We start from the raw sequence: 13,940 nt of genomic DNA, 5'->3' as shown, positions 1-13,940 counted from the left end.
GAATAAATATGGATTAGAAAGAGAAGGAGCATCGCTCCTTCTCTTTTGCATTGTTCAGCCATGTGACTGCCGGGCTTTTAAAATCTTGATTGCCTTTTCAGGGAAATCGGTCATGATGACGTCGACTCCCAACTCTGCCAGCTTGACGATGTCGGCTTCATCATTGGCGACCCAAGGACGGATTTTATATCCAAGTTTTTTCGCTTTTTCATTAACTTCCGGGGTCAAGCTGTTTTTATCTGGATGAAAACCGGCTTCTTTTTTATCACGTAAGATCTCTACGTAGTTTTCAGGAAGCCCCTCGAACAATAATGCACGTTCAAGGTCTGGGGCAAGCATCTTCACTTTTTCAATGGATTGATGGTTGAAGGAAGAGAGGATCACCCGATTTTCCATTTGATATTGACGAATTAGATCAATGATTTTCTGTTCGATTCCCTCGTAAGCGAGTTTATCCGTTTTGATTTCGATATTCATCAATAAAGCGTTGCCCTTAGCCCAGTCGAAAACGTCCATTAAAAAAGGGATCCGCTCCCCAAGGAATTCCTTGGAAAACTTGCTCCCGGCATCAGCCGTTTTCAGCCTTTGTGCCGACTGCTCTTTTACATAACCAGTAAGGGTGGTCGTTCGATCAAGTGTTTCGTCATGGATGATGACCAATTCCCCATCAGAACTGAGATGGACATCGAACTCGATCCCCTCGGCCCCAGTTTCTGCCGCCTTTTGAAATGCAGCCATGGTATTTTCAGGATGCGTTCCCTTGGACCCCCTATGGGCAAAAATAAGTATGTTTTGCAAAATCATCACATCCCCTTTAAACTTTATCCTGAACCCTATCATACATGTATCAATGAATTGTTTCAGCAATGTTTAATAGACAATGTTTTAAACAACAAGTAAAATACATATGGTATTTCCATTAATAGGTGTTCGAAATAAGAGGTGAATAAAATGAATATGTGGGAAATTTTTGTTGCAGTTATCCTTGGTCTTGTAGAAGGATTAACTGAATTTGCTCCTGTATCTTCTACAGGGCATATGATCATCGTCGATGATTTATGGCTGAAATCAACTGAGCTTTTCGGGAGTGAAATGGCAAATGCCTTTAAGGTGGTCATCCAGCTGGGTTCGATACTCGCCGTTGTCGTGCTCTTCTGGGGACGGTTCATGGACTTGCTTGGTTTAAGGAAGCTGAAGGGCACTTCCGCTGCGAACGGCCCAAAGCTTAACTTATTGCAGATCTTTGTCGGATTGCTGCCGGCTGGCGTTTTAGGTCTAATATTCGAAGATTACATTGATGACAATTTATTTACGATGAAGACGGTCATCGTCGGATTGTTCCTTGGCGCATTCTTGATGATTGCTGCGGATAAATTCCGTCCAAAGCTGACTGCTGAAACGGTTGACCAAATCACTTATAAACAAGCTTTCGGTGTAGGGTTAATTCAATGTTTGTCACTGTGGCCGGGCTTCTCGCGTTCAGGTTCAACCATTTCCGGAGGCGTACTTTTAGGGATGAGCTATCGGGCAGCTTCCGATTTCACGTTCATCATGGCAGTGCCGATCATGGCAGGTGCCAGTCTGTTGAAAATCGTCAAGTATTGGGACTCTTTCACTCCTGAAGTTCTGCCATTCTTTATTGCAGGTTTCATCAGTGCATTTATCTTTGCATTATTCTGTATCCGCTTTTTCTTGATTTTAATCAATAAAGTTAAATTGACTCCTTTTGCCATTTACCGGATCGTCTTGGCGGTTGTGCTTCTATTCATTATTTGGTAATACGAAATGAAGCCTGAAATAGGAGAGGAACCACCCCGTTGACTCGGGGTGGTTTTTTTGCGGTCGAAAAAAAGCTGGAATCCCATAAAAATTATTACGAATAATAATTTTATTTTGTTGTTTTTAATTCGTTATTGGTTAGTTAATTATCAATAAATCTTTTGGTAATAAAAAAATATTCGGTTTTTGGTGTAGTTTCAGACATAATTAGTAAAAAAATATAAGTGCGATAAAACTCCGTGAGCGTAGCGATACCAACGTGTTTGATTATTTTTTGAAATATTCAAATGATTGCATAAACTATTCTCATATAATTTATATGATATAATTTTAGTATAAATAAAGTACAGGTGTACACCTGGGGAGGACAACATGAGGAATGACCAATTGAAGAAAACGGTTGGCTTTTGGGTTGGAACATCAATTGTAGTTGGTACAGTTATCGGTTCTGGTATCTTCATGAGACCTGGTGACGTGCTTGAGTTAAGCGGTAATTCAACCATGGCCTTATTAGCCTGGCTGATAGGCGGCCTCATTACCCTTGCAAGCGGGTTGACGATTGCGGAAGTGAGTACACGGATCCCTAAAACCGGAGGCTTATATGTTTATATGGAAGAAGTGTACGGAAAAGCATGGGGATTCCTATGCGGCTGGGTTCAGACATTGGTATATGGACCTGCAGTCATGGGCGCACTCAGTTTATACTTCGGGTTATTAGTCGCAGGAATATTTAATATCGCTTCTGGCTATACTTTGGCGATAGGGATCCTGACGATCGTATTTATAGCAGGCATGAATCTTCTGGGGACAAAATACGGCGGTATCATACAAACCTTATCGACCGTTGCTAAACTGATCCCCATCATTTTCATAGCGGTGTTCGGCATCACACAAGGTGATATGCCTGTATTCAATATCGATAGTGAAAGTTCAATGAAAATCAGTATGGCCGGTGCGATTTTGGCTACGCTCTGGGCGTATGATGGCTGGATGAATGTCGGCTTCATGGCTGGGGAAATGAAAAACCCGCAGAAAACGCTGCCGCGGGCAATCATAACGGGATTGGTCGTGGTCATGGTCGCTTACTTGGCTGTGAATCTTGCCATGCTTCATGTATTGGGGGCGGAGGGAGTCATAGCTCATGGCACGAATGCAGCGAATGTTGCGGCAACGCTTCTATTTGGTGAATTGGGCGGGAAATTGATATCAATCGGAATAGCGATTTCAATCTTCGGTTGCTTGAACGGAAAGCTTTTGACTTTTCCGCGCATTACCTTGGCGATGGCGACTGATAAAATGATGCCAGGCCATAAACAAATCGGGAAAATATCGCCCAAGTTCAAAACGCCTATAAATGCGACGATATTGCAGGTGATCATTGCAATCGTCATGATGGTTGCAACAGACCCTGATAAACTTACCAATATGGCTGTATTCTCTGTCTTCTGTTTTTATGGATTAGCTTTCTTCGCAGTTTTTATCTTACGCAAAAAAGATCCGGATGCGAAAACTTATAAAGTTCCGTTTTACCCATTCATCCCCATCGTGGCGATTGCTGGAGCAATATACATTGTTGTAAGCACATTAATCGATACACCTTTAAATGCCTTGTACTCGGTGATCATCCTCATTATAGGTATGCCAGTGTATTGGCTCCTTAAAAAAAGTGAGCGGGATGATGAACGTTCATATTAATGAAAAACCCTTTACTGCATGCAGTGAAGGGTTTTTGTGAATTTGTGGAACAAAACTTTCCCTTTGGACAAAAGTGGCGAAATAGACAACTCGGGAAGTTCGTATTAACATAGGGAGAAAGTTAAAAAGTGAAGGGTCTGAACAAAAGTGAATTATATCGAGCCTGCTGGTAAATCATTCAGGAAAACAATCTTGGCTTTATTTCTTGGTAGCTTTGTAACGTTTGCGGATCTGTATAGTACCCAACCGGTCATTCCGGTTTTCGCAAAGCAATTCGGAGTCTCTCCTGCAATGGCAAGTCTTACATTATCATTCGCAACAGGAACGCTTGCCATCTGTTTATTGATTGTTTCCTTTTTCTCAGAAAATATCGATAGGAAAAAAATAATGGGGACGGCCCTCACTCTGTCTGCATTGTTATCCATATGCGTCAGCTTCATCCAGGATGACCTATACATCCTTATCGCAATACGGGCGATTCAAGGAGCGGTGCTTGCAGGTTTCCCGGCAATTGCGATGGCCTATATCAATGAAGAATTTCATCCGAAAAGCCTGGGCTATGTGATGGGGATCTATGTGAGTGGTTCGAGTATCGGCGGATTGGCTGGAAGGCTGATTGTCGGGGTGCTGACCGACCATTTCTCATGGAACATAGCGATTGGAAGCCTTGGGACTTTGAGTTTGATCATCAGTCTGGCTTTTTGGTGGATGCTTCCGCCTTCGCAGCATGCCATCCGCGTAGGTGCCTCATTTTCGAGAATCAGAACCTCCCTTATTAATAACTTAAGGAATGGCAGACTAGTACTCTTGTTCGGCATGGCCTTCCTATTAATGGGCTCGTTCGTCACTGTCTATAACTTTGTGGGCATACCTTTAATGGGACCGCCATATCATTTATCACAAACATTGATTGGCTTCATTTTCATTATCTATCTTGTGGGGACATTCAGTTCCACATGGATGGGGAAGCTTGCCGATCAATATGGCAGGAGGCATGTACTTCTTATCGGAATCGCAATCATGCTGATGGGCGCCCTTTTAACCTTATTGGATCCGCTTTTGCTTAAAATAATGGGGCTTGCACTGTTTACATTCGGTTTTTTTGGAGCTCATTCAATTGCGAGCAGCTGGGTCGGAAGGTTGGCTGATAAGAGTGAAAAGGCACAAGCGTCCGCTTTATATCTCCTGTTTTACTATGCGGGATCAAGTGTAGTGGGGGCATCAGGCGGTTTATTCCTGATGAAGTTCGGCTGGGGAGGGGTCATCTCGGCTGTATCCATTCTGATCATCCTGGCGGCCGTTTGTGCAATGATGGCTGGAAAAGTGAAAACCGTTTAAATAAAGTGATCTTTTCTATCATGTTTTTCCGGAATCCTGAATATAATATAGTGAAAATGGATATTGAATAATAGATTGATAAGAGAAGAGGGTAATAGATAGAGTGAAACGAAAAGCAGTAATTCTCATTGGGTTAATAGCCGTTTTAATTATATTATTCGTTGTATACTTAACAAGTCCGGGCAGATTGGAAAAGGTGGAGATTGTTGAAAAATACTATCCTCATTTCTCCGATGGCAAGGCAATCGGTTTTAAGACGAACGAAGTCATTGATGTGTCGGAAACCGAAGAGGGATCCAATTGCGCAATGAAATTCAACAATGGGAAAACGTTGGAAATTGATTGTGACCGTTATTTAAAATACAAAATTGATGAAACAGTCTATATTACTACTGAAGGAAATCATGTGAAGGAAATCCGGAGAAAAAGGTAGAGGCCCATCAATATTTAATGACGGACGAGCTGGGTTTGCATAATAAAGCAACTCAGCTCTTTTTTTATCCACTCAAAAACCCAGACCGTATTGGACTGGGCTTTTTCATTTTTTATCTTTGGTTTTACTTTTATCTTTTTTATTACGCCGAAGTACATCCAAGATTCTGCGGCTGTTATTTTTACTGTTTATGAGTTCGACTAAATCGCTCATGTTTTCAGATTCAAAGTCTTGTTGATCTTTTTTCATGGTAATCCCTCCAAGTCATATATCATGATACCCTTATCTAGAAGAGGGTAAACATCTATTATCATACTGGTAATAGAAGGATTTTATATCCTTAACCATTCATTATTTGATAAAATGTGATAAAAGCCCTGTATGGGAGGTCCATATGGAAGAATTAAGAATGATCGGTGAAAAAAATTGAAAAATTCAAATATATCTTAGTGGAGCATATCGAGTTGTTTGAAGAAGAGGAACCGCTTTATGATTTTGAAACGAGTAAAGAGGTACGTTCAAAGCTTATTCAAATACATGCAGATGCCTTGATCCATGGAAAAGCACAAGCGATGGAAAGTATGAAAATAACGGGTATGGAAATAGGAAAGCGCATCGTGGACATGGGCATTCCTTTAGATAAGAATATTGAGGAAGCTCAGCTGATACGCAATCTTTTCTGGAGTTTCATTGAAGAAGAGGTAAGCAATCGCTATTACTCCATTGAAATTCTGCTAAAGGCAAGCTCGATAATAGATGCAATCCTGGACCAATTCATACACTGTGTGAGTATCAGTTACGTGAATCATTATAAAGAAATGGCGAAAATGGCAAACGATTCTTTGCGGAAGATAAAAGAAAACCAAGAAGTCATGGAAGAACTGTCCACCCCGATCGTTCAGACCGTATTAAAGGATGTGCTGCTCTTGCCATTGATTGGACGCATTGACGATTGGAGAATGGAGTCGATGCAATCGACTGTTCTGCAAAAATGTGCAGATTTGCATGCGGAAGTATTGATCATGGATTTCTCCGGAATTACCTTTACGAAGGAAAACAATATGCTCTCCCTGCTGGATCGATTAGTGGGGGCACTGGCATTGATGGGGACGGAAACGATTTTTGTTGGTTTTCCCCCTGATGTCGTGAAAGAGATCGTCACACTTGATTTTGCGAATCGGGTAGAAGCCTTTCTATCGTTCAGGCAGGCTCTGGAACATCTGTTTAAACAAAGAGGACTGGCTGTTCAGCCATTATGATGGAGGTATCCTTTTTCAGGGTATCTTTTTTCTATGTCATTCCTGCGTCTCTCATATTTTATCGCCCATCGCCATTTCTCCGTGTTATAGTGAAATGACGTGGGCGGACATAAATAGGACATGTAAGGCGTGAAAGGAAGGTGGATGAAGCGTGTTTTTCAAGAAAAGTGAAGAACCTGATCATAACGAAAAATGGTATTGTGTAGGGATCATGACGGATAAAGGGTTGGAAGATGAAGAATATGATGTTTTGTCCAAACACATCCTCGACTCGGTCCAAAATGTCTCGGTCATATCGGACTTGGTAAGGGTGGAATGGGATCGGGATAAATTGCGGGCCTTGAACGAACGTTTTCAGGACCCATCTTTTTCCGACCCATGTTTTATCATTAATGAATTCATACCAGAGGATATAAAAAGGGAAAGAAAACTTCTGGAGAAAACTTATAAATGGAAGAGGCTCTTTGGTCTCCTCTCCCCGATTGAATACATGGAAGCCGAGACGAAGGCGGCCCATGACTTTGATAAAGCTCTCTTTTATACAGACGATGCAGATAAAGTGATTGAATACATTCTTGCAAATAGCTAGCATCCCCTGCAAAAACACCGATACATTGTATCGGTGTTTTTGAATTTGATTCAATGTTTATCGGAGCGATTTCGATAGTAATTCGGCCTTGCTCGGAATAATCCGTCCTTGTGCGAGTAAAGTCCGACCTTGTACCTTTCCGAACTTTCGGAAATAAAAAGAGAGAATGTAAGGAAGTTGGTAGGAAAGAGGGGGCTAAACGCGGAATATCTAAAATAGAAAGAGAGTTTTAAGGGGAGAGGAAGATGAAGCGATGGAAGTTGCCATACCTCAGCAAAAGCCAAAACGGAAGTGGAGAAAGCGTGCGCTATGGAGTTTTGGTATCCTGATCATTCTTTTGCTGTCAGTCCTGATTGCTGCAAATGTATTTCTTTCAAGGTCCTTGCCGGAAACAAAGGGGGAAATATCGCTTCCAGGTCTTTTGAAACCGGTTACGGTGGTGAGGGATTCAAGTGGGGTCCCGCATATTAACGCAGCGAATGAACATGATTTGTATTTAGCCCAAGGGTATATCCAAGCACAGGACCGCTTATTTCAAATGGATTTAAGCAGGCGTCAGGCGTCAGGAAGATTGAGTGAAGTGATTGGTGAGAAAACTGTCAAAAATGATAAGTATTTCCGCACACTTGGGTTGAGGCGGGCGGCTGAAGCCTCTTATGCAGCATATTCAAGTGACGGGAAGGAAGCCTTGGGTGTGTTTGCCGAGGGGGTGAACCTTTATATCGATGAATTGAAGGAGAATGGGAAATGGCCGGCGGAGTTCACCCTTCTTGGATACGAACCAGAGCCTTGGACACCCGTCGATTCGCTGACCATCGGTAAATATATGGCCTTTGATTTAGGCGGGAACTGGGAGGATCAGGCGTTTAGGCAGTATTTGCTGCAAACGTTCCCGAAGGAAAAAGCATATGATTTATTTCCTAATTATCCAAAGAGCGCTCCATATATAATCAGCAAGGAAGAACTGGATATTGAAAAAAGTTTTGCCGGAGCCGTTATTCCCTATGAATTCAACGGCAGCAATAATTGGGTCGTTTCAGGCAAGAAAACGGACTCCGGTCAGCCGTTATTGGCGGATGATCCCCATCTGGGCTTGGCTACACCATCCGTTTGGTATCAAATGCATTTGGAGGCCCCTTCAGTCAATGTGAGCGGTGTTATTTTTGCCGGGATTCCGGGAATCATACTAGGCCATAACGAAAAGGTCGCTTGGGGTGTGACCAATACCGGCCCGGATGTTCAGGATCTGTATATCGAGAGGAGAAACCCGGAAAACGAGAAGGAATTCTCCTACAAAGGGAAGTGGGAAAAAGCCGATATCTTGGACGAACCCATCAAAGTGAAGGATGGTAAAACACTTGATTATCAAGTGACGGTTACCCGCCATGGACCTGTGGTCTCCGAGTTTGCCGGGAAAAGCGGAAAAGATACCGTGCTTGCATTAAGGTGGACGGCACTTGATCCATCCGCCGAGCTTGAAGCGGTACTGAATATGAATAAAGCGGGAAGCTGGAAAGAATTCGAAAAGGCCCTCTTGAAATTCGAAACGCCGGCACAGAATTTCGTCTTTGCCTCAGCCGATGGGACCATTGCCTATAAGGCGAATGGGAAAATCCCAATCCGGAAAAAAGGCGATAGTATGCTGCCTGTACCTGGCTGGACGGATGAATTTGAGTGGAAAGGCTTCATTCCCTTTGATGAACTTCCAAAAACGGTGAATCCGGAAGAGGGATTCATTTCGACAGCGAATAATAAAGTCATCTCGGATGACTACCCTTACCACATCAGCAATAACTGGGCACAGCCGTACCGTCAGATGAGGATACAGGAGTTTTTAAAAGCCAATAAAAAGCTTACTGCCGAGGATATGCAAAGCCTGCAGATGGATAAGGTGAATTTGCAAGCCAAGGAGTTTGTTCCTCAATTCGTGGATGTATTGAAAGGTCCATGGGGGAAACAGGAAGACCAGGCACTGACGATTCTGAAGAAATGGAATCATATTGATTCCGTTGATGAAGCGGCACCGATGATTTTTAATGTTTGGATGAAAAAAATAGGGGATGTTCTGCTTACGGAAGAAATACCGGAGGAAACCCTCAACCTCTTTAATGGAAGGCGTTCGGCCGTTGATGAACTACTAAGGCGGGCACTGGACGGTGAGCCGGGCCCTTGGATTGAAGAGGCAGGCGGACTTGAGCAGGTGCTTGCCAAGTCGTTACAAATGACGTTAACCGAGCTTGAAGAATCACAAGGTGACGATATAGCCGATTGGGAATGGGGAGACTATCATCAGGTCAGGTTTAACCACCCGCTATCGAGTGTCTTCCCGTTAAATTATTTATTTAACAGCGGCGGCGGAATACCGGTAGGCGGTAGCAGTGTCACCGTACAGGCAGCGGCATTCTTAGATGATGGAACTGTTAATCACGGCGGCTCCTGGAGATTCGTCATCGACCTATCCGACATGAATCAAGGATATCACCTCGTTGGCCCGGGTCAATCAGGTAACGTTAAAAGTGAGTGGTACCACGATCAGCTTGATGATTGGGCAGAAGGTACTTATCACAAAACCACATTGGACGATCCAAAAGGGGATAAGCTTACATTGAAACCATCATATTGATATCTGAAAAAAAATACCAAGTCCAGCATCCTTGCTCTGGACTTGGTACTTTTTCATTGTTTTTGCTTAGTAAAGAATTCTGCAAGGAACTCCTCAAAATTAGGGGCCTCGATTGCTGCGATTTTTTCATATGATTCAATGATCTTGAGTTTAATTTCTTGCTCCAGATCATTCCGGTCTTGATAGTTCGTGTTTTTTAATGATTTTTTTATTTTAGGATTCAAAGAGTCTATGAGATCCAACAATTCTTCTTTTGACAGTTTTTTATCCACAATGGCTTTTCTCCTTTCTAACATATACCTCATCCATATAGTGCTTTCGAAGTTTTTTTAGAGCTTGTTTACGGATGCTTGAGATATTCTGCGGCGACTCATGGAAATAGGCAGCAATTTCCTTGTTGGATAGGCCGTAGGAAAAGATCATGGTCAATACCAGGCTTTGTTTGGCTGTTAACGTCTTCAAGGCTTTGATTATCTCTTCATCACTTATGTGTGAAGCGAGTTCGTTCGTTTCCCCCATCTTTTCAAGTTGAACGTCCAACGTGCCGATTCGATCGATCAAACCGCCAGTATCCATTGGTGTCGCATCAAGTACCATTCGGTAGCGTTCCCGTTGCTTCCGTGCCCTTTTATCAAAATCAACAGAGAAAAAGTAAATTAAAGAGCACATGTATTTGTATACTTTAGCCCGGTAATAGAAAATTCTGAAAGTCTCGTTGAGTTGATCAATGTTGTGTGAAGAAGGGGAATCAAGAGTTTCAGTGAAAATTTTTAAATGCTCTGGGTTCTGTAAAAATAAATGAATGATCGGCTGTGCAAAGAAAGATGAGTACTGTTGCTGCAGAAACTCCAAGGAATGAGAAAAAAAATGAGAAGTAAAGTGGTTCATTGTTATCCCTCCTTTTATTAATAAAGTGATAGACAAGGGGAATAAATCAATTATATAGGAACATCCGTTCTTTTTTCCATGAATCAATAGTGCTAGATTGATTTTTTTAAACAAGTTTCACTTTAGATATCAGATACAAGAAAAGGGGTGAAGAGGATGATGATTGAGGATGCTACTATGTGGGTTTCATTAGTTAGCGAATTTGGCTATCCATTCGTCGTTTCTATGTTTTTGCTCTTCCGCTTCGGTAAAAAATTAAAAGAACTGACAACGGACGTAGAGAACTTAAAAAAGTCCGCTCATAAAACGAAAAATCGATAACCTCAGGACGTAATGTGCCAGGTGATAAACACCGAATTTCGGATTCTATTCTAAAAAGGGTCCGGAATTCGGGTATAAAGAAATGGGTACTCTGAAAAATCAAGACTTTAGTAAACCCCTCCTTTAAAGTCAAGTGAAATAATGGTAAACCATTATTTGGAATATAGCACAAAATAGGTAAAAAATAATCGTCATTTGGAATCATTTTACTACTATAATTCATCCGACAATGGAATTAGATAGGAAATCCTCCCCTCGTACGATTTTTGTTTTATGGATTAAAGTGAAAATACTTTTAAAAAAACAACATTCATCAATAAACTTATGAATAGTATGCGGCATCCAAGTAAAAGGGTGCTGCTTTTCTTATTTTTTGGTAATAAACTGATAATATGGAAAAGGGGTGGAGAATTTGAAGGATGAACAGCTGGAAGATATTCGGATCCTGCAGCAAGAATGTGAACGGGAAGGTTTTACTTTAAAGCTGAACTGGGAAACGCTTCGCAGTCGGAATGGTGTGCACAAGAATGACTTTTTTCACTATGATGGATTGAAGCTTGTTGGGTTTATTGGTCTTTACGATTTTGGAAACAAAGCGGAGATGTGCGGGATGGTCCATCCTGATTACCGGAGGAAAGGCATTTTTACAAAGCTTCTGGAAGAGGCTATAGGGAGTGCAGTTGAGCGCAACTATAAGTTGATTCTCTTGAACTCACCTGCTCAATCCCATTCAGGGACAGGATTCTTGAAACAGCTCCCATGTGAGTTTGCTTTTTCTGAGTTTCAAATGAAGTGGTCCGAAATGGAGCTTGACGATTATGGTGATGCAGTCGTTCGCCCTTCACGGAGGGATGATGAGGAAACGGAAATTCAGCTGGATATTCAATGTTTCCAATTTACGAAACAAGAGGCAAAGGATTATTATCAGCGCATCCTATATGAGGATACTCTGAAAACCATGATGATTGAAAAGGATGGACGAGCGGTCGGTAAGATCCGTGTTGATCACTCAGACCGGGAAGCATGGATTTATGGATTTTCGATTTTGCCAAAGTACCAGGGAAAAGGACTTGGCAGAAAAGCGTTGAAAAAGGTCGTAGCCGAGCAATGCCACCTGGGATATGATATTTTTCTTGAGGTCGAGGCGACTAATGAGCATGCATTAAGACTCTATGAATCTTGTGGATTCAAAACCATTCAAAGACAGGATTATTATCAATACAAAGGGAAGACAAAGAGTCAGGGGCTGGGATGATGTTGACATTATTCATTTATAACTGGCAGGTGCGAAGTGAGTGGTTCGTATGGTGCCGGGCCTTACCGAGTGAGGAACTGAAACGGCAGCGCACAGGAGGGATGGGCAATATATTGAGGACACTTGCCCATATTATCGATGTTGAATGCAGCTGGATAAAGGCCATACAAGGAAAGCCTGATGTAGCGATCGATTTGGACGCTTATGATACGATCGAAAAGGTGGAAGATCTGTCCATCCGTTATCATTCTGAGGTTATGGACTATTTGAATTCCCATTCCATTGAAGATGAGCAAGGAATGATACAGCCATCTTGGATGGAGGGGACATACGAAAAAGGCATGATACTGCGCCATATTATAGCTCACGAAATTCACCATATAGGCCAGCTGTCCATCTGGTCGAGGGAAATGGGCATCGAACCGGTATCAGCCAGTTTAATAAATCGGGCTTTATAGGCATTAAACTTTAAAACTGGTAATGCAACTTGCATTACCAGTTTTTTATTTTAAAAGGAATTCCGAGGTTTTTTTCAAAAAGGGGATTATGGAGGGAGGACAAGCAGGGGGTGTAATTTAGCCGATCAAAAAATTAATTTGACTTAGTGTTGGCATGCTATAGAATGAAAACATTGAAAAATCAAAATATTTATAGGGGGTATCATTTAGATGTTTGAACAACGGAGGAAAAAACTTACTCGATTATTAAAGCAAAATAATATAGATGCGGCTGTTATTGTGCCGGGATCGAATATGCATTATTTTACTGGGCTGAAGCTTAAACAAAGTGAACGGCTAACACTTGTTGTTATTACCCAGGAATCTAAGATGTTTTTTATTTCACCACAAGTGGAGTTGAATAAAGTTCAGGAAGTAACGGATGAAAATGTGTTTTGGTATACAGATGAAATGGGACCAAGCGGGGCTTTAGTTGAATTGAAAAATGCAGCAGGTGCTCTTACGAAAATCGGAGTTGAATACAACTTAATGAGAATCATGGAGTTAAAAGGTGCAGAGACCTTATCGACAGCAGCTGTAGATATAAGTGCATTGATTGATACTCTGAGAATTTATAAAGATAAACAAGAAATTGAACAGATGCAGCAGGCTGTGAAAGTACTGGAGGAAAGTTTCGAAGCTACGATCCCATATATTAAGCCTGGAGTGACCGAAGTGGAAGTGGCAGCACAGCTGGAGTATGAAATGAGAAAAAGAGGCTCTGAAGGAACGCCGTTTGGAACGGTCGTTGCCTCTGGATATAGAGGAGCCAGTCCACATGGACGTGCTGGCGGCAAGAAAATTGAATCAGGGGAACTCGTTGTGATTGATTTCGGGTCCATAATCAACGGGTACATAGGGGATATTTGTCGTACGGTAGCTGTAGGGGACGTTTCTCATGAATTAAAGGAAATCTATGAAACTGTCAAAGAAGCACAGCAGGCAGCAATTGACATTATTAAACCGGGTGTGACAGCACATGAAGTAGATGGAATTGCACGTGCCGTTATACAAAGTAAAGGATATGGAGAGTATTTTACCCACCGTACAGGACATGGGTTAGGACTGAATTCCCATGAAGAACCATATATCATGATGAATAGTAACCTAGGGTTACAGCCCGGAATGGCTTTTACGGTTGAACCAGGGATTTATGTGCCTGGTAAAGGTGGAGTCCGAATAGAGGATAATATTATCATGACAGAAGATGGCTTTATCAATTTGATGTCGCTTCAAAAAGATCTTATTACTCTATAGAAGGGG

General features: G+C 42.0%; 15 protein-coding genes. 11 read left to right on the top strand and 4 right to left on the bottom strand.

Annotation, left to right across the window (positions count from 1 at the left end; genetic code table 11):
* Positions 1–54: 54 nt before the first annotated feature.
* Positions 55–798, bottom strand: coding sequence for a glycerophosphodiester phosphodiesterase (locus tag N0M92_RS10605; RefSeq protein ID WP_260285665.1), 744 nt, complete (start codon positions 796–798; stop codon positions 55–57).
* Between the two features lie 153 nt (positions 799–951).
* Here N0M92_RS10605 and N0M92_RS10600 point away from each other — a divergent pair, with 153 nt between their 5' ends.
* From N0M92_RS10600 to N0M92_RS10585, 4 genes are all read left to right on the top strand, one after another.
* Positions 952–1,779: an undecaprenyl-diphosphate phosphatase gene (locus N0M92_RS10600; RefSeq protein WP_311202538.1), complete on the top strand. Its 828-nt coding sequence runs from the start codon at positions 952–954 to the stop codon at positions 1,777–1,779.
* A 372-nt stretch (positions 1,780–2,151) separates the two neighbouring features.
* A complete protein-coding gene (locus tag N0M92_RS10595) occupies positions 2,152–3,474 on the top strand; it encodes an APC family permease (protein WP_260285664.1) in 1,323 nt (440 codons plus the stop codon).
* Positions 3,475–3,621: 147 nt separating this feature from the next.
* Positions 3,622–4,812, top strand: coding sequence for an MFS transporter (locus N0M92_RS10590; RefSeq protein WP_260285663.1), 1,191 nt, complete (start codon positions 3,622–3,624; stop codon positions 4,810–4,812).
* A 103-nt stretch (positions 4,813–4,915) separates the two neighbouring features.
* Positions 4,916–5,245 carry a hypothetical protein gene (locus N0M92_RS10585; RefSeq protein WP_260285662.1) on the top strand — a complete coding sequence of 110 codons (330 nt, stop codon included), beginning with the start codon at positions 4,916–4,918 and terminating at the stop codon, positions 5,243–5,245.
* Between the two features lie 105 nt (positions 5,246–5,350).
* Here N0M92_RS10585 and N0M92_RS10580 read toward each other — a convergent pair whose 3' ends face one another.
* Positions 5,351–5,494, bottom strand: a complete 144-nt coding sequence (locus N0M92_RS10580; protein WP_179086062.1) for a hypothetical protein — start codon at positions 5,492–5,494, stop codon at positions 5,351–5,353.
* Between the two features lie 167 nt (positions 5,495–5,661).
* Here N0M92_RS10580 and N0M92_RS10575 point away from each other — a divergent pair, with 167 nt between their 5' ends.
* The 3 genes from N0M92_RS10575 (at position 5,662) to N0M92_RS10565 (ending at position 9,716) form a co-directional block, all read left to right on the top strand.
* Positions 5,662–6,504, top strand: a complete 843-nt coding sequence (locus N0M92_RS10575) for an STAS domain-containing protein (protein WP_260285661.1) — start codon at positions 5,662–5,664, stop codon at positions 6,502–6,504.
* A 151-nt stretch (positions 6,505–6,655) separates the two neighbouring features.
* On the top strand, positions 6,656–7,093 hold the full coding sequence (locus N0M92_RS10570) for a hypothetical protein (RefSeq protein ID WP_260285660.1): 438 nt from the start codon (positions 6,656–6,658) through the stop codon (positions 7,091–7,093).
* A gap of 253 nt (positions 7,094–7,346) precedes the next feature.
* A complete protein-coding gene (locus N0M92_RS10565; RefSeq protein ID WP_260285659.1) occupies positions 7,347–9,716 on the top strand; it encodes a penicillin acylase family protein in 2,370 nt (789 codons plus the stop codon).
* Between the two features lie 53 nt (positions 9,717–9,769).
* On the opposite strand, the gene N0M92_RS10560 is transcribed toward N0M92_RS10565, so the two are convergent.
* Both N0M92_RS10560 and N0M92_RS10555 read right to left on the bottom strand, forming a co-directional pair.
* Complete coding sequence (locus tag N0M92_RS10560) at positions 9,770–9,988, bottom strand: hypothetical protein (protein WP_081395591.1); 219 nt, start codon at positions 9,986–9,988, stop codon at positions 9,770–9,772.
* Positions 9,981–10,604 carry a sigma-70 family RNA polymerase sigma factor gene (locus N0M92_RS10555; RefSeq protein WP_260285658.1) on the bottom strand — a complete coding sequence of 208 codons (624 nt, stop codon included), beginning with the start codon at positions 10,602–10,604 and terminating at the stop codon, positions 9,981–9,983. Before N0M92_RS10555 ends, N0M92_RS10560 begins: the two co-directional genes overlap by 8 nt.
* Positions 10,605–10,760: 156 nt before the next feature.
* Here N0M92_RS10555 and N0M92_RS10550 point away from each other — a divergent pair, with 156 nt between their 5' ends.
* From N0M92_RS10550 to N0M92_RS10535, 4 genes are all read left to right on the top strand, one after another.
* Positions 10,761–10,925 (top strand): YvrJ family protein, encoded by a 165-nt coding sequence (locus N0M92_RS10550; RefSeq protein WP_260285657.1) that lies wholly within the window; start codon positions 10,761–10,763, stop codon positions 10,923–10,925.
* Positions 10,926–11,337: 412 nt separating this feature from the next.
* The gene (locus tag N0M92_RS10545; RefSeq protein WP_260285656.1) at positions 11,338–12,180 is read left to right on the top strand and encodes a GNAT family N-acetyltransferase; all 843 of its coding nucleotides are present in this window, start codon (positions 11,338–11,340) and stop codon (positions 12,178–12,180) included.
* Positions 12,180–12,638 carry a DinB family protein gene (locus N0M92_RS10540; protein ID WP_260285655.1) on the top strand — a complete coding sequence of 153 codons (459 nt, stop codon included), beginning with the start codon at positions 12,180–12,182 and terminating at the stop codon, positions 12,636–12,638. The genes N0M92_RS10545 and N0M92_RS10540 overlap by 1 nt, the downstream gene beginning before the upstream one ends.
* 210 nt (positions 12,639–12,848) lie before the next feature.
* On the top strand, positions 12,849–13,934 hold the full coding sequence (locus N0M92_RS10535) for a M24 family metallopeptidase (protein WP_260285654.1): 1,086 nt from the start codon (positions 12,849–12,851) through the stop codon (positions 13,932–13,934).
* Positions 13,935–13,940: the final 6 nt, after the last annotated feature.

Origin of the sequence: Peribacillus aracenensis, assembly GCF_025175645.1 — a bacterium.
Classification (GTDB): Bacteria; Bacillota; Bacilli; order Bacillales; family DSM-1321; genus Peribacillus; species Peribacillus aracenensis.
The sequence above is the reverse complement of the archived record's forward strand: the minus strand, read 5'-3'. Positions and strand labels throughout refer to the sequence as shown.